Source organism: Methylobacterium sp. AMS5 (genome assembly GCF_001542815.1).
Classification (GTDB): domain Bacteria; phylum Pseudomonadota; class Alphaproteobacteria; order Rhizobiales; family Beijerinckiaceae; genus Methylobacterium.
Window position 1 is genome coordinate 3,148,155 of the sequence record NZ_CP006992.1, and the last position, 23,856, is coordinate 3,172,010.

The window sequence follows — 23,856 nt, forward strand, 5'->3', positions numbered from 1 at the left end:
TTCGTCCGGGGTTCGACACGGCATCCGACACGGGCTGACCTTCGCCGGAAACAGTTCAGGTGAGCGGCAGCGACAGAACGGCCGTGGCGGCGGGCCGTTGCGCGAGCGCGCCCAGCCAGCGGCGGATGTTCGGGCGCTCCTCCCGCTCCAGCGGCAGTTGGAACCAGCGATTCGCCGCGAGCCCCACGGCGATGTCGGCGATGGAGAAAAGCTCGCCCGCCACGTGGGGCGTGTCTGCGAGATGCCGGTCGAGCAGGGCGGCACAGCGCTCGGAGCCGGCGCGCGACGCCTCGATCATCCGCGCGTCCCGCTTGTCGGGGGCGACGCGCACGAGTTGGAGGAAGGCGTCGCGCATCGCCGGGGTGAAGGCGGTGGCCTGCCAATCGAGCCACTGGTCGATGAGCGCGCGGGCACGCGGCGCCGCCGGCAGGGCCAGCGGGCCGCCATGGGCGTAAGCGAGATAGCGCAGGATCGCGTTCGACTCCCAGAGGACGAAGCCATCCTCTTCCAGCGTCGGCACGAGGCCGTTGGGATTCATCGCGCGGTAGCGGGCATCATGGACGATGCCGTGCGCGCCGCCCGCCTCAATATGTTCGTAGGCCAGACCCAGTTCGTCGAGCGCCCAGAGCGCCTTCTGAACGTTTCCGGAGCTGGCCCGCCCCCACAGCTTCAGCATCATCGCACGTCCTCGTCGTCGCTCTCGGGGGGATAGGCGTGAACGGCCCCGCCCGGATCGGTCACCCGCCAGGACTCGCCCGCCTCGTCAAGATAGCCCGGCCCCACCGGCACCTTGCCGTGGCCACCGGGAATGTCGAGCACGTAGAGCGGCTGGGCGAGACCGGAGAGGCGACCGCGCAAGCTTCGCATCAGCGCCTGCCCCTCCGGCAGCGCCGTGCGCAGATGGCCGGTGCCCGGCGCGAGATCGCCGTGGTGGAGGTAGTAGGGCTTGATCCGGTTCTCGACGAAGCGGCGCATCAGGGCTTCGAGCGTTTCGGCATCGTCGTTGACGCCGCGCAAGAGCACGCTCTGGCTCACCATCGGGATGCCGGCATCGACCAGCCGGGCCATGGCCCCGCGCGCGGCCGGCGTGAATTCGCGTGGATGGTTGGCGTGGAGCGCCACGAACACCGCGCCGGAAAACCCCTTGAGGGCGGCGACCAGGGCCGCATCGACGCGGGCGGGCTCGACCACCGGCACGCGGGTGTGGAAGCGCAGCACCCGCACATGCGGGATCGCGCCGAGCGCCTCGGTGATCGCCGCGAGCCGCCGGGGCGAGAGGGCGAAGGGGTCGCCTCCCGTCACCACCACCTCCCAGATCTCCGGATGCGCGGCGATGTAGCGGTAGGCACCCGCCAATTCCGCCTCGCTGAGCGAACCCTGGCCTTGGGGGCCGACGCGCTCGCGGCGGAAGCAGAAACGGCAATAGACCGGGCAGATGTGGAGCGGCTTCAGCAGCACCCGGTCGGGATAACGGTGGACGATGCCGGGCACCGCCTCATGCGCGTCGTCGCCGATCGGGTCGGCGCGCTCCTCGGGCCGCGTCTCAATCTCCTCCGCGCGCGGCACGAATTGGTGAGCGATCGGGTCGTCGGGATCGTTCGCGTCGATCAGTTCGGCCATGTCGGCGGTCACCGAGACGGCGTAACGCGCCGCGACCCGCTCCAGGGCGGGGAGGGCAGCCGCGTCCACCAGCCCGGCGCGGGCCAGCGCGGTGACACTCTTCAGGGCGAGGCTCACCGCGACCGATTCCGGGGGACCGGTGTCCAGATCACGTCGTCGATGCGCGGCGCGCCGGTGGCCAGCATCACCAGCCGGTCGAAGCCGAGCGCGATGCCGCTAGCCTCGGGCATGATCGCCAGCGCGTCCAGGAACTCCTCGTCGATCGGATAGCGCTCGCCGTAGATGCGGGCTTTCTCCGCCATCTCCGCCTCGAAGCGGCGGCGCTGCTCGGCGGGATCGGTGAGTTCGCCGAAGGCGTTGGCGAGTTCGACGCCGCAGGCATAGAGTTCGAAGCGCTCGGCGACCCGCGGGTCGCGCGGGCTCGGCCGGGCGAGCGCCGCCTCGCTCACCGGATACTCGCACAGGATGGTCGGGCGCCCCTGGCCGAGATGCGGCTCGATCAGCCCGACGAGGACGCGGCTGAACAGGTCGGCCCAGCTGTCGTCGGGCGCCACGCGCAGGCCGCGGGTCATCACCGCATCGGCGAGGGTGTCGCGGTCGGTCCCGCCGTCGGGCGAGACCGTGGCGAGGAGATCGATGGCAGCAAAGCGCTGGAAGGCCTCCGCCAGGGTCAGCCGCTCGAAGGGTGCGAACGGATCGGCCTCGCGCCCGCGAAAGGTCAGGCGCTTCACGCCCGCGGTTTCGGCGGCGAGGGCCAAAAGTGCGGCACCGTCCTGCATCAGCGCGTCGTAGCGCTCGCCCGCCCGGTACCATTCGAGCATCGTGAATTCGGGATGGTGCAACGCGCCGCGTTCGCGGTTGCGGAAGACGTGGGCGAGGCTGAACAGGCGCGGTTCACCCGCGGCCAGCAGCTTCTTGCAGGCGAATTCCGGCGAGGTGTGGAGATAGAGCGGCTCGCGCGCACCATCGGGCAGGATCGCTTCCGTGGCGAAGGCCGAGAGATGCGCCTCGTTGCCGGGAGAGACTTGCAGCGCGGCGGCTTCGACCTCGACGAAATCGCGCTCCGCGAACCACGCGCGAAACCCCGCGAGGATGCGGTTGCGGGTGAGCAGCAGCGGCCGTCGGTCCGCATGGAGGCCGGGATGCCACCAGGGCGAAGACTCGTGACTCACGCGAAAACAGCCTCCGGCTGGCAACCGAGCCGCGGATAGGGTAGGGCCTCGCGGATGATTCCGCTCATCCGGCCGAGACGCCGGTGAAGAGCCGCCGTTCTCGTCAAGCCAAGGTCCACGCTCGTGAAAGTGATCGCCAGTACCCTTCGCAAGGGCAACGTCGTCGATAAGGACGGCAAGCTCTACGTCATCCTGACGGCGGAGAACATCCACCCCGGCAAGGGCACTCCGGTGACGCAGCTCGATATGCGCCGCATCACCGACGGCGTGAAGATCTCCGAGCGCTACCGTACCACCGAGCAGGTCGAGCGGGCCTTCGTCGAGGACCGCGACCACACCTTCCTGTACCAGGACGGCGAGGGGTATCACTTCATGAACCCCGAGAGCTACGAGCAGATCGCCGTCCCCGCGGACGTGGTCGGCGACGCCGCCCCCTACCTGCAGGAGGGCATGACCGTGACCCTCTCGACCCATAACGGCGTGCCGCTGACCATCGAGCTGCCGCAGCGCATGACCTTCGAGATCGTCGAGACCGAGCCGGTCACCAAGGGCCAGACCGCCTCCTCTTCCTACAAGCCGGCGCTGCTTTCGAACGGCGTGAAGACCTCGGTGCCGCCGCATGTCAGCACCGGCACCCGCGTCGTCATCATGACGGCGGACGGCTCCTACGTGGAGCGCGCCAAGGACTGATTTTCTCTCGGTCGGCGGCTCCCTATCCACTCCTCATCCTGAGGTGCCCGCGATAGCGGGCCTCGAAGGGTGCTCCAGATCCCGCGCGGCTTCTGGAACACCCTTCGAGGCCTCCGCTTCGCGCCGGCACCTCAGGATGAGGGAGAGGCTTGGGGTTTTTGATCGAAAGATCCGCTCACGGCGGGGCCGCGGTGCCTTCCGCGGCCTCGTAGCAGAGCTGCGAGAGCCCCTGCGCCTTGGCCCGCTCTTCCACGGAATAGGGCTTGCCCGAACCCCAGAGCCCCTCCCGCCGCAGGGCATCGGCGGTGCAGCGGGCGGCGATCCGGCAGGCCTGCGCCTCGCCGCCGGTGCGGGTGCAATTGCCCACGTAATCCTTGCGGAAGCTCGCGAGCCCCGCCTTGGGATGCGGCCCGGTCAGCGTGACGAGGCCGGTGAACAGGGCGAGCAGAGCCGGCTGGTGGACGAGATAGACGGCGAGGCTGTGCCGGCCGGCGAAGGCCGTCCCGCGTGCCACGGCGCTCCGGGCCTGCCAGCGGGCGAGCCACGACCCGGCCAAAGCCGGCCGCGCGATCCGGGCGAGCGCAATCCCGGCCAGCACCATCCCGAACCAGGGAAACAGCGGCACCCAATCGTTGGTGTCCGGCAGCCCCCGGCCGAGGCCGAGGAAGTAGAGTTCCGGCGCGTCGAGCAGGGGATGGGCCACGGCGTGCGGCGCCACCAGCACGGCAGCGGCCGCGAGCGCCGTGACCGGGGCCGGCAGGAACACGAAGGGCAAGCCGAGCACGCTCGAGACGGCGATGCAGTGCAGGATGCCGAAGAAGATATAGCTCTGTGGAAACGCGATCCGCGTCGCCAGGGTGATGAGGAGCGCCGCCCCGCCGATCCGCGCGAGCCGCATGGCGAAGGGCCGCCAGCGCACGCCGTCGCCATTGGCGAGCACGAGGCCGACGCCCACCAGCAGCAGGAACGCGCCGGCGATACCGTGGGCCGCCAGCCGCCCCGACGGAGTCAGCGCGAAATTCTGCGGCGTGAGCTGCAGAAATCCGAGATCCCACAGCCCATGGTAGGCCGCCATCGCCGCGAGTGCCGCGCCTCGGGCCGAATCGAGGGCATCGATCCGCCGGCTCGAATGGGGGGGCGTGGATGCGGGGGAGGCGGGCATGGCCGCGCCCTATCACCGATCTCCGGTCGAGGCGAAGGGCAGGCGCAACGAGACACGCCCTGTCGCTCAGGCGGCCTTGCGGCCAATCGAATCAGTCCGGCAGGAGACCCCGACCGAGCCGAATTCGGCGCGGGTGATCCTAACCCGTTGTCCGGCCACGCTCTCGCGTGCCGGAACGGCATTCAAATCAATTGAGAGGACGGGCAACCCGGCGCATGCGAGATGCGACATTGGCGCCATGCTTCTGAAAAATGATCATTTGAAGTGTCCCGTTGCCGACCAAACGGGCTTTCCGCGTAATCTGACTTTGTTAACGTAGGCTCGGGATTGCGCCGCGCGATTCGGCACGGGTTGCTTATATGTCGAACGACCACGAACTGAGTGCCGTCGGGCTTCGTATGCCGGAGACGCGAGACCGCGCGATGGAGCGGGAGACCGAGGAGGAACGTCCGGCCGAACTCTTGGAGGTCGCCGGGCGCATCAAGTGGTTCGACGTGTCGAAGGGCTTCGGCTTCATCGTGCCGGATGACGGCTCGGCGGACGTGCTGCTGCACATCACCTGCCTGCGCCGGGACGGGCATCAGGCCGCGAGCGAAGGCGCGCGGATCGTGGTCGAGGCAGTGCAGCGCGCCCGCGGCTGGCAGGCCTTCCGGGTGCTCTCGCTGGATCAGTCGACGGCGCTCCACCCCTCCGAACTGCCGATGGCGCGCACCCACGAAGTCGTCACGCCGACGAGCGGCCTGGAACGCGCGGTGGTGAAGTGGTTCAACCGCCTGCGTGGCTTCGGCTTCCTCAGCCGCGGCGACGACACGCCGGACATCTTCGTTCACATGGAGACCCTGCGCCGCTACGGCATCGCCGAGTTGAAGCCCGGCGAGGAGGTGCTGGTGCGCTACGGCGACGGCTCGAAGGGTGCTATGGCGGCGGAAGTCCGCCTCGTCGACGGGGCGCTTCCGGCTTCCCATTGACGGTGATCCGCGTGCCCGTGTCTCCCCTCGCGACAAAGCTCCTGCGCATCGCCGCCTGCCTCGCCGCGCTGGCGGCCTTGCCGGTGCTTCCACTCCGCGCGCAAGAGGCGGCGCCCGCCGCCCAGACCGCGACCGAGCCGCTGGGCATCGTCGCCAAGAATGGCCGCCACGCCTTCCAGGTCGAGGTGATGCGCACCGACGCGCAGCGCGCCAAGGGGCTCATGTACCGCCGCTCCATGGCCGCCGACCACGGCATGCTGTTCGACTTCGAGCGGCCGGCGCCGGTCACGATGTGGATGAAGAACACCTACCTCTCGCTCGACATGGTGTTCATCCGTTCCGACGGCTCGATCGCCCGGATCGCCCCGGATACAGAGCCGCTCTCGACCAAGGTGATCCCGTCGGGCGAGCCGGTTCTCGCAGTGCTCGAACTCAACGCCGGGACCGCCGCCAAGCTCGGCATCCGCGCGGGCGACCGGGTCGAGCACCCGATGTTCAAGCGCTAGCCGTGACGGCCCCGGAGCCCGACGATCCGGCCGGGGTCTGGGATGATGCGCTGCGCGCCGCCGCCCTGTTCGCCGCCGACCCGCATGGCCTCGGCGGGATCGTGGTGCGTGCAGGGGCCGGTCCGGTGCGCGACCTTTGGCTCGATCATCTTCGCGCCCTGCTCACGGGCCCGGTGCGACGGATGCCGCCGGGCATCGCCGACGACCGTCTGATCGGTGGACTCGACCTGCCCGCCACTCTCCGGGCCGGCCGCCCGGTGATCCAGCGCGGCCTGCTGGCGGAGGCCGATGGCGGTATCGTCGTGGTGCCGATGGCCGAACGCCTGGAGCGCGGCGCCGTGGCCCGGCTCACGGGCGCCCTCGACACGGGCATGGTGGCGCTGGAACGCGATGGCCTCGCCGCACGGCTCCCGGCCCGCTTCGGCCTCGTGCTGCTCGACGAGGGGCAGGAGGACGAGACCGTCACTGCGGCGCTTGCCGACCGACTGGCACTCCGCATCGACCTGTCCAGCGTGAGCCTGCGGGACGCGAGAACGCCCCCTTCCCGGGCCGCTGGCGAAGCGGACGCAGCAGCAGGCCAATCCGCGCCCGACCCGACCGCGACCCTCTGCGCCGTCGCGGAGGCCTTCGGCATCGCCTCGCTGCGGGCACCGCTTCTCGCCCTGCGGATCGCCCGGCTCATCGCCCGGAATGCCCGGCGCGACGAACCGAGCGAGGCCGACCTGATCGACGCCGCACGTCTCGTCCTGGCGCCGCGGGCGACGCGTCTGCCCGCGCCGCCGCAGCCGGCCGAGCAGGAACCGGCGGACCCGCCCCCACCGGAGCCGCAGCCCCCACAGGACGCCGATCGAACCCCCGAGGACGCGCCCGAGCAGGCGGATGCCACGCCAACAGAAGCCGGCGAGACGGTGCTCGACGCGGTCCGTGCCGCCCTCCCGAAGGACTTGCTCGCCCGGCTCCTTGCCGGCGGCCCGCCGCTGCGCGCCGGCGCGGCCGGGCGGATGGGGGCGGCCTCCGCCTCGCCGCTCACGGGCCGCCCGGTCGGCAGCCGTCCCGGCGATCCGCGCCGGGGGCGGCTCGACCTGATCGCGACCCTGCGCGCCGCCGCCCCGTGGCAGCGCCTGCGCCGGGGCGAGGCCGATCCACGCCGCGTCCTCGTCACCCCGGAGGATTTCCGGATTCGCCGGTTGAAGCGGCGCAGCGAGACGACGACGATCTTCTGCGTCGATGCCTCCGGCTCGGCGGCGCTCGAACGGCTGGCGGAGGCGAAGGGCGCCGTCGAATTGCTCCTCGCGGAGGCTTACGTCCGGCGCGACCGCATCGCCCTCGTCGCCTTCCGCGGCGCGCGGGCCGAGACCGTGCTGCCGCCGACGCGCTCCCTGGTCAGAGCCAAGCGCGTGCTCGCGGGCCTGGCCGGCGGAGGCGGCACGCCGCTCGCCGCCGGGCTCGACACCGCCGCCGCCCTGGCCCTCGGCATCCGGCGCGCGGGCGGAAGCCCCGTCATCGTCCTGCTCACCGACGGGCGCGCCAACGTCGCCCGCTCCGGCCTCGGCGGCCGGGCGCTGGCCGGCGAGGAGGCTTTGGCGGCCGCCCGCGTGCTTCGGGTGCAGGCGCTGCCCATCCTCGTGATCGATACCGGCGCCCGGCCCGACGGCGCGCGCGGCCTCGCCGAGGCGGCGCGGGGGCGTTACTGTCCGCTGCCCCATGCCGATGCGGGCAGCGTCAGCGCGGCGGTGCGCGCCGCCACAGCCTGAGGCCCGCTTTGCCCTTGTCCTCCCCCTCGCCCTCCAAAGACGACCGGCCGGATTGGGAGCGTGATGGCCGCGATTGGCCGCACCGGGCGGCGAGCCGCTTCGTGGAGGCCGCAGGCCTGCGCTGGCACGTGCAGGAATTCGGGGAGCCGGATGCACCCGGCCTCCTGCTCCTGCACGGCACCGGCGCCGCGACCCATTCCTGGCGCGGGCTGGCCCCGCTTCTCGCGGAACGGTTCAGGGTCGTCGCGCCCGATCTGCCGGGCCACGGCTTCACCGATCCGCTGCCCCCCCGCCGGCTCTCCCTGCCCGGCATGGCCGAGGCGGTGGGCGACCTCGTCACCGGTCTCGGCCTGAACCCGCGGCTCGCAATCGGCCATTCGGCCGGTGCGGCGGTGCTCGCGCGGATGTGCCTCGACCGGCGCATCGATCCCGACCTGCTGGTCGCGCTCAACGGTGCGCTGACCCCGTTTCCCGGCGTTGCCAGCTTCCTCTTCCCCGGCATCGCCCGGATGCTGTTCCTGAACCCCGTGACGCCGAAAGTCTTCGCCTGGAGCGCCGACCGGGCGGCGGTGCGCCGCCTCATCGACGGCACCGGCTCGCGCCTGGACCCGCAGGGGCTCGACCTCTACCGGCGGCTGTTCACCCGCCCCAGCCATGTCTCGGGTGCCCTCGGCATGATGGCAAACTGGGATCTTCCGGCGCTCGCTCGCGACCTGCCGCGGCTCGAAACCCGCACGCTGCTGGTCGTCGGCGGGGACGACAAGGCGATCAAGCCGGACGATTCCTTCGCCTTGCGCGAGCGGTTGCGGAGCGCCCGCGTCGAATTGCTGCGCGGCCTCGGCCACCTCGCCCACGAGGAGGCGCCGGAGCAGGTGGCGGAGATCATTCTGGCGGAAGCGGAGGCCATTCGCGCCCCGGCACCCTGAGACGCCTCTTGCGTTGACGAAAATCCCAGCCATAGTGTCAACCTATGTTGACACTCGCCGTCAAACCGATTGTCGCGTCCGGCCCCGACGCCCGGCCGCATGCGGTCGTGATCGGGGCCGGCTTCGGTGGGCTGGCCGCGGCGGTTCGGCTCGGGGCGCGCGGCTATCGCGTGACCGTTCTGGAACGGCTCGACCAGCCGGGCGGCCGCGCCCGCGTCCACCGCCAGGACGGCTTCACCTTCGATGCGGGGCCGACCATCGTCACCGCGCCGTTCCTGTTCGAGGAGCTGTGGCGGCTGTGCGGGCGGGACATGCGCGAGGACGTGACCCTCGTGCCGATGCAGCCGTTCTACCGCATCCGCTTCGAGGACGGGCAGAGCTTCGCCTATAGCGGCGACCGGGCGGCGATGCGGGCCGAGGTCGCCCGCTTCTCGCCGGACGACGTGCCGGGCTACGAGCGCTTCATGGCCCATAGCGAGGCCGTGTGCCGGATGGGCTTCGAGGAACTCGGGCACGTTCCGTTCGGCAGCCTCGGCTCGATGCTGCGGATCGCGCCGGACCTCTTGCGCCTGTCGGGCCACCGCAGCGTCTACGACGTGGTGTCCCGCTTCATCCGCGACGAGCGGCTGCGCACCATCTTCAGCTTCCATCCCCTGCTCATCGGCGGCAACCCGTTTCGCGCCAGCGGCATCTACTGCCTGATCGCCCATCTGGAGCGGCAATGGGGCGTCCACTTCGCCATGGGCGGCACCGGGCGGCTGGTGGACGGGCTCTGCGGGCTGATCCGGGGGCAGGGCGGCAGCGTCCGCTGCGGCGAGGACGTTTCGCGCATCCGCGTCGAGGACGCGCGGGCGACCGGGGTAGTGCTGGCGGGCGGCGAGGTCATCCCCGCCGACGTCGTCGTCTCGAACGCCGATTCCGCCTTCACCTACGGCACGCTGCTCGGCGGCCGGACCCGGCGCTGGAGCGCGCGGCGTCTGGCGCGCGCCTCGTCCTCCATGGGGCTGTTCGTCTGGTATTTCGGCACCCGGAAGAAGTACCCGGAGGTCGATCACCACATGATCCTGATGGGCCCGCGCTATCGCGGCCTGTTGCAGGACATCTTCGACCGCAAGCACTTGGCGGACGATTTCAGCCTCTACCTCCACCGCCCGACCGCGACCGACCCGCTGCTCGCCCCGCCAGGGCACGACGCGTTCTACGTGCTCGCCCCGGTGCCGAACCTCGATGGCGGCCAGGATTGGGCGCAGCTTGCCGAGCCCTACCGCCAGCGGATCGCCCGCTTCCTCGAAGGCTCGGTGCTGCCGGGGCTGTCGGACGCCCTCGTCACCTCGCGGGTGACGACGCCGCAGGACTTTTCCGACGACTTCCTGAGCTTCCGCGGCTCCGGGTTCGGGCTGGAACCGGTGCTGACGCAATCGGCTTGGTTCCGCCCGCACAACCGCTCGGAAGACGTGGCGAACCTCTTCCTCGTCGGCGCGGGGACGCATCCCGGCGCCGGCCTGCCGGGCGTGCTGTCCTCGGCGCGTGTCCTCGATTCCGTGGTGCCGGATGCCCGTGTTTGCGCCTGACCCTTCCGCCGCCAGCGCGGCGGACCGTTCCGCCTGCCGGGCCGCGATCCGCGCCGGCTCCAAGAGCTTCTTCGCGGCCTCGCTGCTGTTGCCGCCCTCGGTGCGGGTCTCGGCTTACGGCCTCTACGCCTTCTGCCGCCTCTCCGACGACGCGGTGGACAAGGCAGGGGGCAACCGCGCCGCAGCGCTTGCCCGCCTGGAGCGACGGCTGACGGCGGCCTGTGCCGGCCGGCCCGACAACCACCCGGCCGACCGGGCCCTCGCCGAGGTGCTCGCCCGCCACGCCATCCCGGACGCGCTGCCGCGGGCGCTGCTCGAAGGGCTGGCCTGGGATACGCAAGGCCGGCGCTACGACACCCTGCCGGAGCTGGCCGCCTACGCCGCCCGGGTCGCGGGCGCGGTCGGGGCGATGATGACGCTGGTGATGGGGGTGCGCGACGGCCCCGCGCTCGCCCGCGCCTGCGACCTCGGCGTCGCCATGCAATTTACCAACATTGCCCGCGATGTCGGCGAGGATGCCCGCGCCGGGCGCCTCTACCTGCCTCGCGCGTGGCTCGACGCGGCGGGCATCGACGCGAACGCCTTCCTCGCCGAGCCTCGGCTCGGCCCCGGGCTGCAACGGGTGGTGGCCGATCTGCTGGCGGCGGCCGACGAACTCTACGCCCGCGCCGAGCCCGGCATCGCCGCGCTCCCCTTGAGCTGCCGCCCGGCGATCCGCGCCGCCGGCCTGATCTATGCGGAGATCGGCCGTGCCGTGGAGGCGAACGGGCTCGATTCGGTCACGCGGCGCGCCCGCGTCACCGGTGCGCGCAAGGCCGGGCTTCTGGCCACCGCCATCCTGCCCGCGGGTGGCGGCCGGGGGTTGTCGGCGCCGCCTTTGCCCGAGACCGCCTTCCTCGTGGAGGCCGTGTCGCACCATCCGGTCCCGGCCGCGCGCCGCCTGCCGCCGTGGTGGAACGTCTCGGGGCAAGTCGTGCGGGTGCTCGACCTGATCGAGGCGCTGGAAGAGCGCGACGCCTTCCGCCGCTCGGCCGCGTCGTAAGGAAAACGAGCAGGATCTCCTCTCCCTGCGCGGGGAGAAGGCATGCACTCACTCGATCAGGTCTTCGGAAGCATCCTCAACCCAGCCCCCCGGCCTCCACGATGAAGCGAGCGACCGTATCCGCCCCGTGCCCTTCGCGCAGGGAGGCGAACACGTAGGGCCGCGTGCCGCGCATCCGCTGGGTGTCGGATTCCATCACCGAGAGGTCGGCGCCGACGAGCGGGGCGAGATCGGTCTTGTTGACGATGAGCAGGTCGGAGCGGGTGATGCCGGGGCCGCCCTTGCGGGGGATCTTCTCCCCGCCCGCCACGTCGATGACGTAGAGGGTGAGGTCGGCCAGTTCCGGCGAGAAGGTCGCCGCGAGGTTGTCGCCGCCGGATTCGATCAGCACGAGGTCGAGCTTCGGGAAACGGCGGCGCATCTCCGCCACCGCCGCGAGGTTGATCGAGGCATCCTCGCGGATCGCCGTATGCGGGCAGCCGCCGGTCTCGACACCGAGGATGCGCTCCTCCGGCAGGGCGCCGGCCACCGTGAGGATGCGCGCATCCTCCTTGGTGTAGATGTCGTTGGTGATCGCGCAGATCTCGTAGGTGTCGCGGAAGCGGCGGCAGAGTTGCTCCATCAGCGCGGTCTTGCCGGAGCCGACGGGTCCGCCGATTCCGACGCGCAGGGGTCCGTTCACGGATGCCATGGGTCTGAAAAAATCCTCAGGAGCGGAAGATGCGGGAATACTGCGTCTCGTGCCGGAAGGAGCCGAGATCGAGCCGCAGGGTCGCGCTGCCGAGCGCGTCGAGTCCGGCCTCGTGCAGCGACTCGGCCAGTGCGGCGACGCGAGGGGTCAGCGCGGCGAGAATCGTCGTGCCCGCGCTCTGGCCGACCGGCGCCACCCGTAGCGCCGCCGAGACGAGGTTCTGGACGAAGGCGAGGCCGTAGGCCGCCACCGTCGCCTCCCGCGCGACGCCGTGCGCGCCCGCCGCCGCGCCGACGGCGACGGGATAGGCAACCTCGGCAGTGAGCCGGTCGGCGACCGTCGAGAGGGCAGGGCAGGGCCAGGCCCGCAGCGTCGCATCCAGGAAGCTGCGCCCCTGCTGGCTCGTCTCCAAGTGAAGCTCGCGGGAGGGGGCGAGCGCCAAAGCGAGGTCGTTGATCTCGGCAAGTCCCGCATCGTCTCCGGCCTCGGTGGCGCGATGCGCGGCGGTGCAGAGGATCATGTCGTTGCGCCCCGCGCCCCGCTCCAGCACGTCGGCGAGCCAATCGGCGAGGGTGGCTGCGTCGCGGACGTCGCCGCACTCCACCGCCCATTCGAGCCCGTGCGAATAGGCGAAGGCGCCGACCGGATAGGTCGGCGAGAGCCACGCCATCAGCCGAAGGGCGTCAATCATGGGCGTGCGGGTGGGCGTGCGAATGCCCGCGACCGTGCTCATGAGCATGACCGTCGGCATAGGCGCCGCCCTCGGGCCGGAACGGCCGCGTCACCGGCTCGGCGCTGCCGCCCAAACCCCGCACCATCTCGGCGAGCACGTGGTCGTGACCGATCCAAACCGCCTCCTCGCCGATCTCGGCGGGGATGTGACGGTTGCCGATATGCCAGATCAGCCGCTTGAGGGCGTGCGGGGTGGGCGCGCGGATTTCCAGCAGAGCCTCGGGCGCCGCCTCGACCCAGACGAGCCGTCCGTCCTCCAGCGCGAGGGCGTCGCCGTCATCGAGCACGGTGGCCTCGGCGAGGTCCAGCAGGAACGCGGTGCCACCGACGCCGCGCATCGCCATGCGGCGGCGATGCCGGTCATTCGAGTCGAGCACGATGCGATCGACGATCTCGCCGGAGCCGAGACGGTCGCGGCGGATGACGTGGGTGGCGCGGATCATGATTCAGAACAGGAAATAGCGCTGCGCCATCGGCAGGATCTCCGCCGGCTCGCAGACCAGCAATTCGCCGTCGGCGCGCACGTCGTAGGTCTCGGGGTCGATCTCGATCACCGGGGTCGCGTCGTTGAGGATCATGCTCTTCTTCGAGATGCCGCCGCGCACGTTCTCGACCGCCACCAACTCCTTGGAGACGCGCAGTTTCTCCTTCACGCCGTCCTCGAGCGCCGCCCGCGAGACGAAGGTGAGCGCGGTGGCGTAGGGTGCGCGGCCATAGGCGCCGAACATCGGCCGGTAATGCACCGGCTGCGGTGTGGGGATCGAGGCGTTGGGGTCGCCCATCGGCGCGGTGGCGATCATGCCGCCCTTGAGGACGAGGTCCGGCTTCACGCCGAAGAAGGCCGGCGTCCACAGCACAAGGTCGGCGAGCTTGCCCGGCTCCACCGAGCCGATATGGCGCGACACGCCATGCGCGATGGCCGGGTTGATCGTGTATTTCGCCACGTAGCGCCGGGCACGCAGGTTGTCGTTGCCCGAAGCATCGCCGGGTAAAGCGCCGCGCTGGCGCTTCATCTTGTCCGCCGTCTGCCACGTGCGGATCACGACCTCGCCGACCCGGCCCATGGCCTGACTGTCGGACGACATCATCGAGAGCGCGCCGATATCGTGCAGGATGTCCTCGGCCGCGATGGTTTCCTTACGGATGCGGCTCTCGGCGAAGGCGAGATCCTCGGGAATCGACGGGTCGAGGTGGTGGCACACCATCAGCATGTCGAGATGCTCGTCGATGGTGTTCTTGGTGAAGGGGCGCGTCGGGTTCGTCGACGACGGGAGTACGTTCGGCAGGCCGGCCACCCGCATGATGTCCGGCGCATGGCCGCCGCCCGCGCCCTCGGTGTGGAAGGCGTGGATGGTGCGACCCTTGAAGGCGGCGATCGTGTCCTCGACGAAGCCCGATTCGTTGAGCGTGTCGGTGTGGATCATGACCTGTACGTCGAAGGCATCGGCCACCGAGAGGCAAGTGTCGATCGCGGCCGGCGTCGTCCCCCAATCCTCGTGCAGCTTCATGGCGCAGGCGCCGGCGCGGATCATCTCCTCCAGCGCACCGGGCACCGAGGCGTTGCCCTTGCCGGCAAAGGCGAGGTTCATCGGGAAGGCGTCCGCCGCCTCGATCATCCGGGCGATGTGCCAGGGGCCGGGCGTGCAGGTGGTGGCGAAGGTGCCGTGCGCCGGCCCGGTGCCGCCGCCGAGCATCGTCGTGACGCCGGAGCAGAGCGCCTCCTCGATCTGCTGCGGGCAGATGAAGTGGATGTGGCTGTCGAAGCCGCCGGCCGTGAGGATCTTTCCTTCACCCGCGATCACCTCGGTGCCGGGGCCGACGACGATGTCGACATTGGCCTGAACGTCCGGATTGCCGGCCTTGCCGAGCTTGACGATACGGCCGCGCACGATGCCGACATCGCACTTCACCACGCCCCAATGGTCGAGCACGACCGCGTTGGTGATGACGGTATCGACGGCGCCCGCGGCGTTGGTCGCCTGGGATTGCCCCATCCCGTCGCGGATCACCTTGCCGCCGCCGAACTTCACCTCCTCGCCGTAGGTGGTGAGATCGCGCTCGACCTCGATCTCCAGGCTCGTGTCGGCGAGGCGAATGCGGTCGCCGGTGGTCGGTCCGAACATGGCGGCATAGGCCGCGCGGGGCAAACGGGCAGACATGGGGGACGCTCGATCTCAGGGTCGCGGGATGGGGCAAGCAGGGTTGATGCCGAGAGGCCAGGGCACGGGTCGCTCAGCCCGCCGGCCCGGAGGAAGGCGGCCCGGATGACGGCGCGCTCCCGCCCGCGGGCGGGGCCGCATCGGCCCCCGCCGGCTTCGCGCGCTTCTTGCGCACGACCTTCTTGATCTTCACGACGGGCTTGCGTGTCAGGCGGGTGCGCATCTCCTGCAGCGTTTCGAGTTGGATCTGCTGGATCTCCGCCAGTCGCTGCCACTGCTTGGTGACGAGGTGATCCATCTTCTCGTGCAGGTGCCGGATTTCCAACTCCGCCTTCAGGTTGACGCGGTAATCGTTGTTCGAGCGCAGCCGATCCTTCTTGTCCTGCCGGCTCTGGCTCATCATGATGATCGGCGCCTGGATCGCCGCGATGCAGGACAGGACGAGGTTGAGCAGGATGAACGGGTAGGGGTCGAACGCCCGCATCTCGCCCATGGTGACGTTCACCGCCATCCACGCCACCAGCACCAGCGCGAAGCTGATGAGGAAGGCCCAGGATCCGCCGAAGCTGGCGAGACCGTCGGAGACGCGTTCGCCGAAGCTGCGGTGCTCGTCGTAATCTTCCTCGACATTCTCGGCGATCGTGTCCTGGGCGGCGATGCTCTCGGCCACCTGCCGGTCGAGATCGGAATACTCGCCGTGCTCCTCGGCCAGCAGTTCGGCGACGTAGCGCGTCCGGTAGGTGGCGAGTTCCTTGGCGCTGATGAGCGCGTCGTCGGCCAAACCGGGATAGTCGGCCCGGATATGTCCGGCCAGGGCCGGGCGCAGGCTCGCGATCGGAACGAGATTGCGGCGGGACATCTCGACGCCGGAGATGGCACAGACGCTCCGCTTCTTCGTCGGAACCGAATGGGCTTCCGGATCGAGGGCGATCATCCCCCGCGCGCGCTCGTGCAGCTCGTCGGTCAGGCTCACGGTCTGCCCACCCTGTTGCTGAGAAACCGGTCGCCCGCCCGCTGCGACGCACATCGGACCCGGTCGCCTCGGCTCCGCGTCGTCCGCTTCCCGCATTCGCGCCGTCCCTCGACGAACCGCCCCGCGCTTCAACGGAACGCCCTCTAGCCGAGAGCGGCGACGGCGTCACGTCTCGGAGGTGCAGGGTTCGAAGCGCATCCCCGAGCCGGGCGCGCTTCCTGCTGCCGCTCACAGCATCGTTCGCGCCTCGGCGACCGCGAGCAGCGAGCCGGGAAATGGCGATCCGTCATACTACCAGCCCTTGCTCGGCAAGGCCCGCGAGCCCCATAAACATCCCGCCGACAGACTTGATTGGCCAGGAGAGAACCATGTCGAACCGACTTAACTGCCGATGTTCAGGATACTCAAAAGATTTCTTTGAGCAGCATTTCCATCGAAAAAGGATACGGACGTGAAATTCCCGACTATCGAACATCTCGCAAACGTTACCCCATACGTGTCCTTCGATCAGGGTTTCGTCGTCTCCCGGCGCCCCGACCACACCGTAATCGATTATGTCTACACAGTCCCCGAGACGTTCAGCTCCGCCATGGCACTTGAATGCCGCGGTCTGAAATTCGACCGCGACGGACGAATCATCGGTCGGCCGTTTCATAAATTCTTCAATCTTGGAGAGCGCCAGCGCACCGAGGACATCGACTGGTCCATCCCTCATCACGTGCTCGACAAGCTCGACGGTTCGATGGTGCACCCGGTCCTGCTCGACGGGGCGACGGTGTTCATGACCCGGATGGGCGCCTCGATGCAGGCTGCGGCCGCGCAACGGCATGCCGGAACGGGCGTCCTCGAACTCGCACGCCACCTGCTCGACGGTGGCATCACGCCGATCTTCGAGTTCACCTCACCGGACAACCGGATCGTCATCGCCTATGATCAGCCGGCCCTGACGCTTCTCGCGGCACGCGAGATGATCTCGGGCGCTTATCTGCCGTTGGCCGATCTGGTCGGTTTAGGCGAACGCTTCGACGTTCCAGTTGTGCGAGCCAAAGGCGCGATCGCCGACGCGAAGGGCTTCGTTGCCGGCGCTCGCCGGGAAGCCGGCATCGAGGGCTACGTGCTGGCCTTCGAGGACGGCCATCGCCTCAAGCTCAAGACCGACGGCTACGTGTTGCGCCATCGCGCTCTTTCAGACGTACGCCTGGAGAAGAACGTACTCGGCTGGGTCGCGGCCGGTGCGGTCGACGACGTGGTGCCGATCTTGCCGGAGACGGTCGCCGCGCGCCTCCTGGCCTATCAGGCAGTCGTCGAAGGCCGGGCCTCAGCCCACGCGGCCGACATCCTCGCCTTCGCGGCCGAGCATCGGGGCGTGCCGCGCAAGGATTTTGCGGTCCTCGCATTCCGTCGTTTCGACAAGCGGCTGACACATGCCGCTTTCGCGGCGTTCGACGGGCGCGATCCTCGGGCCGTGATCGGAGCGATGCTGGTTCACGCATCGGGCAGTGAGGGACGAGTCGAAGCCGTGCGCGACCTTTTCGGCATGACCTGGATCGCGGAGGATCTCGATCTGCCGGCGATCGAGGCGTGAGGCCGATCCACTACGGCCGTCAAGGCTGACCGAGCACCAACCCCGCGGCTCGCCGCCTCAGCTCCTTTCGAGCCAGCGGCGAGCCGAGCGCGGCACATGTTTCGGCCGCGTTTCACCGCGTCGTCGGCGATGCCGGGCGTGGGTTCATAGCGGCCCCATCACGTCGCCGCGAAAGCCGTAGACCTTGCGGTCGCCCGAGAGCGGTACCAGTGCCACCTCGCGGGTCGAGCCCGGCTCGAAGCGCACCGCCGTGCCGGGCGCGATGTCGAGGCGCTGGCCGCGGGCCTTGTCGCGGTCGAAGACGAGGCCGGGATTCGCCTCGAAGAAGTGGTAGTGCGAGCCGACCTGGATCGGGCGGTCCCCGGTATTGGCGACCTCGATCACCGTGCGCGGCGCGCCGGCATTGAAGACGATCTCGCCGGGAAGCGTCGTCACCGTGCCCGGGACCTCCGCCGAGGGTGCGCCGCGGATCGGGTGGTGGACCGTGACGAGCTTGGTGCCATCGGGGAAGGTCGCCTCGACCTGGATGTCGTGGATCATCTCGGGCACCCCCTCCATCACCTGGGAGGCATCGAGAACGCGGGCGCCGGCCTGCATCAACTCGGCAACGGAGCGCCCGTCGCGGGCGCCCTCGACCACGAAGTCGGTGATGAGGGCGATCGCCTCCGGATGGTTGAGCTTCACCCCCCGCGCCAACCGGTTGCGGGCGACCTGCGCGGCCATGGCGACGAGGAGCTTGTCTTTCTCGCGGGGCGTGAGGAGCAAGGCGTGCGTCCTGAGGTGAGATTCGGCCGGGCCTGAAGGTCCGCCGAGCAAGGATCATGCTCGGCCCAAGGTCAAGCTGGTCAGGCCAAGCTGGTTACGTCTGCCACACGCGCGGCATCGGCTGCCCGCGCCATGCGGCGAGGAAGCGGGCGGCGCCGTCGCGCAAGGGAGCGACGGTGGGGGCCAGCATCCGCACGGCGAGATGGCCGTTCCAGGCGCTCGCCCCGGCCTCGACATGCGCCGGCAGAGCGTCGAGGAGGGTGCGGGCCTCGTCGAGCCGGCCCTCCGCGCGCGGTGAAAGGTCGAGGATCGTCGCCAGCGCGCGGGCCCCGCCGCCAATCGCCCGGCGGTCCATCAGGGCCGTGACCGCCCCGTCGAGGCGCAGGCTATCGGCGTAGACGAGGCGGCCGTCGCGGCGGATGCGCCAGCGATCCTCGAACAGGGCCTCCTCCAGACTCTCGCCGCGGGCGGCACGGCCGAGCACCGCGATTTCGGCGGCAAGCAGCGACGCATCGGGGGCAAGATCCGCCTCGAAGCGGCGCACCAGCCGGGCGCGGTCGAACAGGATCGTCTCCTGCGGCAGCCAATCGAGCCGCCCGCCCGCGCCGACGCTCACCCGGTTGACGATCTCCGCGCAGGGCCCGTCCGAGCGGTAGATCTTCTCCGCCGCCGTGGTGGTCAGCAGGCAGGCCCCACCCGGCTCGACCGTCACCGAGACCGCGAACACATCGCCGCAGGCGATGCCGCCGCCGGTATTGACCAGCACGCCCTCCAGCATCCGCTCGGCCCCCTGGCGGGGAAAGCGCAGGCGCAAAGGGCCGCTCTCGGCGAGATCGACGATCCGCGTCGGCGCGTCCGCGGCCGTTCCGGCCGGGGCGACGCGCAGATGCACCGCGCCCTGCGAGCGCTGGCGAGACAAGGCGGGACGGAGCGGTTCGGCGGCAGGGATCGGACGGCCTCCGGCGGAACGGGTGCGGGCTTCATCGGCCACCGGAGCCCCGGTCCGCAAGGTGGCGGGCACCACCGGTCCGGTGCCATCCCGCACCGATCTTCGGCAGCCGAGGCGCAGGATGCGGGCAGCGACGACCGTTCTCGACCTTGAGATGGTCACTCTTCCCCTTGACCGCAGCGGCCGGAACGCCCACCGCGTCATCGTTTCAAGGGCGTTCGACCGAGCCTTGCGACGTCCTGCTCAACGATCGGGACCTCATCCGGCCCCGAAAGGCGACCGTCATGATCTCATCCGACCCCGAGGCCGTGTCCGCCTCGGCTTACCGCGAAGCGATGGCTCAGATCGCGAGTGCGGTGCATCTCGTGACCACGGACGGGCCCGGCGGCCGTGCGGGCCTCACGGCGACGTCGGTGTGCAGCGTCAGCGACAGCCCGCCGACGCTGTTGGTCTGCCTCAACCGCGGCTCATCCGCCTATCCGGCCTTCCTGCGCAACGGCGTGCTCTGCATCAATACGCTCACGGTGGCGCATGAAGACCTCGCCACCGATTTCGCCGGCCGCGTGCCGCAGGCCGAGCGCTTCGCGGGACCGGCCTGGGGCCGGTTGCAGACCGGCGCTCCGGTGCTCGCGGGTGCCCTCGTCGCCTTCGATTGCCGGATCGTCGATCGCCACGAGGTGGGCACGCATGACGTGCTGATCTGCGCCGTCGAGGCACTCGCCGAGATCAGCGGCGCCGAGAGCCTGCTCTATGCCGGGCGGCACTATCGCGTCCTGCCGCGCCAGGATTCCAAGGGCGACTGACCGCCCTTGCGGAGGCGCAAAGCCAGCAGCCTCGAAGCCCGCCGAGACACGCCTCTCCCGGCAGATCGGTGCCGGGGGATCGACGGTTCGGGCGTGCTTCGAGGCCAAGCTTTCGCCCCACCGCTCGGCATGGAGCGGACGGGCCTACCGAAGCAACGTCGCCGGACAGACGCTCAGCGCTCGTAGTGGCGCGCGCGGGCGGTGTTGGCGTTGAAGGTACTGCGGGTCTGACGCTGCGGCGCGAACAAGCTGGGATCGCGATCCGGGACGCCGAACAGGTTCAGCGGCTCGGCCGAGCGGGCAACACTGCCGGTCGTCTCCGCCTGCTGCGCCCCGGCGATCCGGCCCCGATCGCCAGCCAAAGCGCCACCCGCCGAGACAGCGAGCGCGATGAGTGCGGCGGAGAAGATGCGTACGGACATTTTCGTGTCTCCCGAACGAGTTGTTTCGGTCAGGGAGTTAAGCACGGCGCGAGCGTAATGCTCACATAATTTGTGCAGCTAAGCCCGCCGAATAGCCATCAATTGCATGCAATGTGAGCAACAAGAGAGCGCCGGAGAGCCCCTAGCCAGGGGGCGACACCCCGGCACTAGAATATATTGTATATTCTTCAGCTACTTATCTGGATAACTCGAGAATCTGCCTGCTTGCTTAGCATCTGGCACGATCCTTTCCCGTCATGTGCGCGCGGACACGGCGCGCGTTTCTGCCGGGACTAAACGAGGGGCATTGCGTGGAGAACCACCGAGGCCGCCGCGACCACCCCTCACGGGCGATCGTCGGGGGCGAATCGGTGATGGTCGCCCGCGCCGCGACCAATGTGGATGGGCGTACCGATCCCCCCGCTGATCGGCGGTCGTCCGGTGCCGATCGCCACCGACGAACTTCGCTTCCACATCAACGAGCATTTCCGCCGCGCCGGGCTCACCCTGACCGAGCCCGCCTTCCTCGACGGGGTGCCGATCCACTTCGGCGTGGCCGAGCCGGAGGGGCCGTATCGCGCCCCCCTCGTCGCCAGCCCCTGGAGAAACCAGACCTATCGCGCCAGCTGAGTGTCGCCGAACAGGTGCCGGGCGAGCCGCGAATGCTCCTCGCGCAGGCGCCCGGTCTCGATACCGAGGGGCTGCCCGTCGATCACCCGCCAGCGCCCGGCCACCATCACCCGGTCCGCCCGGTGGGCGCCGCAGAGCACCAAAGCCGCGAGCGGATCGTGGGCGCCGGAGAAGCGCAACTCGTCCAGGGTGAACAAGGCCAGATCCGCCTCGCGGCCGGGCTCGATCCGGCCGATGTCACTGCGACCGAGGCAGGCGGCGGAGCCCTCCGTCGCCCAGCGCAGGGCGTCGAGATGGGTCACCGCCTCGGCGCCGTAGGTCAGGCGGTTGATCATCAGGGCGTGGCGCACGCCCTCCATCAGGTTCGAGCTGTCGTTCGAGGCCGAGCCATCGACACCGAGGCCGACCGGGGAACCCGCCGCCTCCAGCTCGCAGGTTCGGCAATGGCCCGAGGCGAGCACCATGTTCGAGGTCGGGCAATGGCAGACGCCGACGCCCGCCGCGCCGAGGCGACGCACCTCGTCGTCCTCGAAATGGATGCCGTGGGCGAGCCAGGCCCGCCGGGTCATCCAGCCGACCTCCTCCAGGTAATCGACCGGGCGCTGCCCGAACACCTCCAGGCAAAAGGCGTTCTCATCACGGGTCTCGCCGAGATGGGTGTGAAGCGGGCAATCGTAGCGCTCGGCCAGGGCCGCGCTCTCGCGCATGAGCCGCTTGGTGACGGCGAAGGGCGAGCAGGGAGCGAGCCCGATCCGTACCATCGCGCCGGGCGCGGGATCGTGGAACAGGCGCAGTACCCGTTCGCTATCGGCGAGGATGGTGTCGTCGTCCTGCACCAGCGTCTCGGGCGGCAGGCCGCCGTCCTTTTCCGACAGGCTCATCGAGCCGCGGGTGACGACGGCGCGGATGCCCAAGCGGCGCGCCTCCTCGACCTGGATGTCGACGGCCGCCTCAAGCCCTCGCGGGAACAGGTAGTGGTGGTCGCCGGCCGTGGTGCAGCCCGACAGGAGCAGCTCGGTGTAGGCGAGCCGCGTCGCGAGCCGGAACGCCTCCGGCGTCAGCCGCCCCCAGATCCCGTAGAGCGCCTGAAGCCAGGGAAAGAGCGGCTTGTTGATCGCGATCGGGTGCGCGCGGGTGAGCGTCTGGAAGAAGTGGTGATGCGTGTTGACGAGGCCGGGGATGACGACGTGGCGCGAGGCGTCGAACGTCTCGTCCACCGGCGCGGAGGGCTGCCCGCCAGCCGGCACCCGTTCGGCGATGCGGCTGCCCTCGACGACGAGGCCGGCGCCGGCTCCGTCCGCCAGGATCGCGAGGGGATCGCGTATCCAGAGCCGCCGCGCGACCGTGCCATCCGCTACCATGCCGACTCCTGAGATCTTCGAAGGTGAGACCGGACCCATTGCCGCTCCGGTTGTATCGGACAGCGAAGATAGGGGTGGAGCCGCCGAGGAAAAAGCGTGTTGCCTGAGACTTGTGGTGGAATATTCGCAGAGCTTCGCGTTTTGATACATCGATCTATGGACGCCACGCGCAGGCGCCCCTATCTTTGCTGAAAGCTTCCGCAACGGGTGCCGGTGCACGCGATGTGAAAGCCCACAGCCGGCGTTGTCCTTCTCCGACCCCGAGAGGATTTTCCATGTCGCGCGGCAGCCGCTTTTCGACTTTTCTCCTCCTGCTCGGCACCATCCTGGCGGCGTCCTCTGCAGACGCCGAGGATAAGTCCGCCGGCCAATGGACCGATCCACCGGCCAAAGTGAACACCCCGGCGATGAACGCCACCGCGGCGAAACCGGCCGCGACCCCAGCGAAGGTCGACGAGCCCAAGGTCTCGACCCGCTCCGAAACCCGGCCGACCCGACGCGCGACCAGGGTTCGCCCAGAGCGGATTCGAACGGCCGCGAGCCGCGCCCGGCCGATACGCCAGGTACGGGTGGCAATGTCGCGGAAGGCAGAGAGTCGACTGAGCCGGCGTGTCGTGGCCCGGATGATTCCGCCACCAAGGACGGCCAGGGCGACGGGACGGAGCCTGAGCCCGGTCTACGGGTACATCGCCGCCGATGCCCCGGCCGAGGCCTATTACGAACAGCGCCGGATCGGGGCCGTCGGAAATAGGCCGGGCGATCTCGGACTACCCTCGGAAAGCGGACCGGCCTATCGCACCGTCGGGACACGAGGGGACGGCCACCTCGTCATGCGCTGGCGAGGGCCAAGCGTGCCGACCGGCCTCGTGATCGACCGCCCATCACCGTTCGACTGACACGGCGCGGACAACAGAGGCGACTCCACCCTTCGAGAAGGCGGGGCCGTCAGATACCGGAAACGTGAGGGGCGCTCAGCGAGCGCGGCCGGGACGAGCCGGCTCGAACACGATACGGCGGTGATAGGCGCACCAGCTCTTGCCATCGGCGACCGGAGCCCCGCAGCACACGGCCTGGTCGCTCGGCTCACCGATAATGAACTTGCAGACGAAAGTGCCGGATTGCGCGAAGGGGACACGAAGATCGGCGGAGGGTTCGGCAATCGCATCGGCCTCGCCGACTTGCGGCAGGCGGAAAAGTTGGTTCATCGTGCGGACACTCGGTGTTCGGACTCGCTGGACCCAAGCGAGGAGCGGCACAGCGCCCTGGGCCTGGACGGATGTTTCGGCCGGCCCACTCATCTCACGCGATCCGTACGGCAACGGCCAGTCCCGGCGGAGTGCGGGACCGGCGTCGCGAGCGGGCGCGAAACGAAGGT

At 69.8% G+C, this 23,856-nt stretch carries 25 protein-coding genes; 11 read left to right on the forward strand and 14 right to left on the reverse strand.

From position 1 onward, the window contains the following. Positions 1–55: 55 nt before the first annotated feature. From Y590_RS14075 to epmA, 3 genes are read right to left on the reverse strand one after another with little or no spacing between them, the layout of a single operon-like run. Positions 56–679 (reverse strand): glutathione S-transferase family protein, encoded by a 624-nt coding sequence (locus Y590_RS14075; RefSeq protein ID WP_060770397.1) that lies wholly within the window; start codon positions 677–679, stop codon positions 56–58. After that, entirely contained in the window at positions 676–1,737 is a 1,062-nt protein-coding gene (locus Y590_RS14080; RefSeq protein ID WP_060770398.1) for a lysine-2,3-aminomutase-like protein, read from the reverse strand. Before Y590_RS14080 ends, Y590_RS14075 begins: the two co-directional genes overlap by 4 nt. Then, complete coding sequence (gene epmA / locus Y590_RS14085; RefSeq protein ID WP_060770399.1) at positions 1,734–2,792, reverse strand: EF-P lysine aminoacylase EpmA; 1,059 nt, start codon at positions 2,790–2,792, stop codon at positions 1,734–1,736. The genes Y590_RS14080 and epmA overlap by 4 nt, the downstream gene beginning before the upstream one ends. Before the next feature lie 123 nt (positions 2,793–2,915). Here epmA and efp point away from each other — a divergent pair, with 123 nt between their 5' ends. Next, positions 2,916–3,482 (forward strand): elongation factor P, encoded by a 567-nt coding sequence (gene efp, locus Y590_RS14090; protein ID WP_003599274.1) that lies wholly within the window; start codon positions 2,916–2,918, stop codon positions 3,480–3,482. A gap of 175 nt (positions 3,483–3,657) precedes the next feature. Here efp and Y590_RS14095 read toward each other — a convergent pair whose 3' ends face one another. After that, positions 3,658–4,644: a heparan-alpha-glucosaminide N-acetyltransferase gene (locus tag Y590_RS14095; protein ID WP_060770400.1), complete on the reverse strand. Its 987-nt coding sequence runs from the start codon at positions 4,642–4,644 to the stop codon at positions 3,658–3,660. A gap of 422 nt (positions 4,645–5,066) precedes the next feature. On the opposite strand from Y590_RS14095, the gene Y590_RS14100 reads away from it, so the two are divergent. The 6 genes from Y590_RS14100 to Y590_RS14125 are packed head-to-tail and all read left to right on the forward strand — an operon-like array spanning position 5,067 to position 11,411. After that, positions 5,067–5,612 (forward strand): cold-shock protein, encoded by a 546-nt coding sequence (locus Y590_RS14100; RefSeq protein WP_193763202.1) that lies wholly within the window; start codon positions 5,067–5,069, stop codon positions 5,610–5,612. Further along, entirely contained in the window at positions 5,609–6,118 is a 510-nt protein-coding gene (locus tag Y590_RS14105; protein ID WP_060770402.1) for a DUF192 domain-containing protein, read from the forward strand. The genes Y590_RS14100 and Y590_RS14105 overlap by 4 nt, the downstream gene beginning before the upstream one ends. A 2-nt stretch (positions 6,119–6,120) precedes the next feature. Beyond that, the gene (locus Y590_RS14110) at positions 6,121–7,872 is read left to right on the forward strand and encodes a magnesium chelatase subunit D (RefSeq protein ID WP_060770403.1); all 1,752 of its coding nucleotides are present in this window, start codon (positions 6,121–6,123) and stop codon (positions 7,870–7,872) included. Positions 7,873–7,886: 14 nt separating this feature from the next. Beyond that, positions 7,887–8,798 carry an alpha/beta fold hydrolase BchO gene (gene bchO, locus Y590_RS14115; RefSeq protein WP_060770404.1) on the forward strand — a complete coding sequence of 304 codons (912 nt, stop codon included), beginning with the start codon at positions 7,887–7,889 and terminating at the stop codon, positions 8,796–8,798. 44 nt (positions 8,799–8,842) lie between these two features. Then, entirely contained in the window at positions 8,843–10,369 is a 1,527-nt protein-coding gene (locus tag Y590_RS14120; RefSeq protein ID WP_060770405.1) for a phytoene desaturase, read from the forward strand. Then, positions 10,350–11,411, forward strand: a complete 1,062-nt coding sequence (locus Y590_RS14125; RefSeq protein ID WP_060770406.1) for a phytoene/squalene synthase family protein — start codon at positions 10,350–10,352, stop codon at positions 11,409–11,411. The genes Y590_RS14120 and Y590_RS14125 overlap by 20 nt, the downstream gene beginning before the upstream one ends. A gap of 76 nt (positions 11,412–11,487) precedes the next feature. On the opposite strand, the gene ureG is transcribed toward Y590_RS14125, so the two are convergent. The 5 genes from ureG to Y590_RS14150 all read right to left on the reverse strand — a co-directional run bounded on the left by ureG (position 11,488) and on the right by Y590_RS14150 (position 15,966). Beyond that, complete coding sequence (gene ureG, locus Y590_RS14130; protein WP_060770407.1) at positions 11,488–12,102, reverse strand: urease accessory protein UreG; 615 nt, start codon at positions 12,100–12,102, stop codon at positions 11,488–11,490. Between the two features lie 16 nt (positions 12,103–12,118). Next, positions 12,119–12,853, reverse strand: coding sequence for an urease accessory protein UreF (locus Y590_RS14135; protein ID WP_083530859.1), 735 nt, complete (start codon positions 12,851–12,853; stop codon positions 12,119–12,121). Further along, positions 12,786–13,277 carry an urease accessory protein UreE gene (locus Y590_RS14140; RefSeq protein WP_060770409.1) on the reverse strand — a complete coding sequence of 164 codons (492 nt, stop codon included), beginning with the start codon at positions 13,275–13,277 and terminating at the stop codon, positions 12,786–12,788. The genes Y590_RS14135 and Y590_RS14140 overlap by 68 nt, the downstream gene beginning before the upstream one ends. Positions 13,278–13,280: 3 nt before the next feature. After that, complete coding sequence (gene ureC / locus Y590_RS14145; RefSeq protein ID WP_060770410.1) at positions 13,281–14,993, reverse strand: urease subunit alpha; 1,713 nt, start codon at positions 14,991–14,993, stop codon at positions 13,281–13,283. Positions 14,994–15,066: 73 nt separating this feature from the next. Next, a complete protein-coding gene (locus Y590_RS14150) occupies positions 15,067–15,966 on the reverse strand; it encodes a DUF1003 domain-containing protein (protein WP_060770411.1) in 900 nt (299 codons plus the stop codon). A gap of 451 nt (positions 15,967–16,417) precedes the next feature. Between Y590_RS14150 and Y590_RS14155 the strand changes: the two genes are divergently transcribed. Next, positions 16,418–17,551, forward strand: coding sequence for an RNA ligase (locus tag Y590_RS14155; RefSeq protein ID WP_144439977.1), 1,134 nt, complete (start codon positions 16,418–16,420; stop codon positions 17,549–17,551). Positions 17,552–17,695: 144 nt separating this feature from the next. Here the strand turns inward: Y590_RS14155 and Y590_RS14160 are convergent, their stop codons facing one another. Together Y590_RS14160 and Y590_RS14165 are read right to left on the reverse strand one after the other, a co-directional pair. Next, the gene (locus Y590_RS14160) at positions 17,696–18,316 is read right to left on the reverse strand and encodes an urease subunit gamma (RefSeq protein ID WP_083530860.1); all 621 of its coding nucleotides are present in this window, start codon (positions 18,314–18,316) and stop codon (positions 17,696–17,698) included. Between the two features lie 94 nt (positions 18,317–18,410). After that, positions 18,411–19,340 (reverse strand): urease accessory protein UreD, encoded by a 930-nt coding sequence (locus tag Y590_RS14165; protein ID WP_060772299.1) that lies wholly within the window; start codon positions 19,338–19,340, stop codon positions 18,411–18,413. A gap of 209 nt (positions 19,341–19,549) precedes the next feature. Between Y590_RS14165 and Y590_RS14170 the strand changes: the two genes are divergently transcribed. Next, positions 19,550–20,068: a flavin reductase gene (locus tag Y590_RS14170; RefSeq protein WP_060770413.1), complete on the forward strand. Its 519-nt coding sequence runs from the start codon at positions 19,550–19,552 to the stop codon at positions 20,066–20,068. Positions 20,069–20,241: 173 nt separating this feature from the next. On the opposite strand, the gene Y590_RS14175 is transcribed toward Y590_RS14170, so the two are convergent. Next, entirely contained in the window at positions 20,242–20,490 is a 249-nt protein-coding gene (locus Y590_RS14175) for a hypothetical protein (RefSeq protein ID WP_060770414.1), read from the reverse strand. Positions 20,491–20,892: 402 nt separating this feature from the next. Between Y590_RS14175 and Y590_RS27345 the strand changes: the two genes are divergently transcribed. Continuing rightward, positions 20,893–21,120: a hydroxyisourate hydrolase gene (locus Y590_RS27345; RefSeq protein ID WP_286161746.1), complete on the forward strand. Its 228-nt coding sequence runs from the start codon at positions 20,893–20,895 to the stop codon at positions 21,118–21,120. Here Y590_RS27345 and Y590_RS14185 read toward each other — a convergent pair. Then, positions 21,105–22,481: an 8-oxoguanine deaminase gene (locus Y590_RS14185; protein WP_060770416.1), complete on the reverse strand. Its 1,377-nt coding sequence runs from the start codon at positions 22,479–22,481 to the stop codon at positions 21,105–21,107. The two genes, Y590_RS27345 and Y590_RS14185, sit on opposite strands and share 16 nt — an antisense overlap. Before the next feature lie 275 nt (positions 22,482–22,756). On the opposite strand from Y590_RS14185, the gene Y590_RS25765 reads away from it, so the two are divergent. Continuing rightward, positions 22,757–23,377 (forward strand): hypothetical protein, encoded by a 621-nt coding sequence (locus Y590_RS25765; protein WP_083530861.1) that lies wholly within the window; start codon positions 22,757–22,759, stop codon positions 23,375–23,377. Between the two features lie 75 nt (positions 23,378–23,452). On the opposite strand, the gene Y590_RS14190 is transcribed toward Y590_RS25765, so the two are convergent. Then, positions 23,453–23,686: a hypothetical protein gene (locus Y590_RS14190; protein WP_003600212.1), complete on the reverse strand. Its 234-nt coding sequence runs from the start codon at positions 23,684–23,686 to the stop codon at positions 23,453–23,455. Between the last annotated feature and the right edge of the window lie 170 nt (positions 23,687–23,856).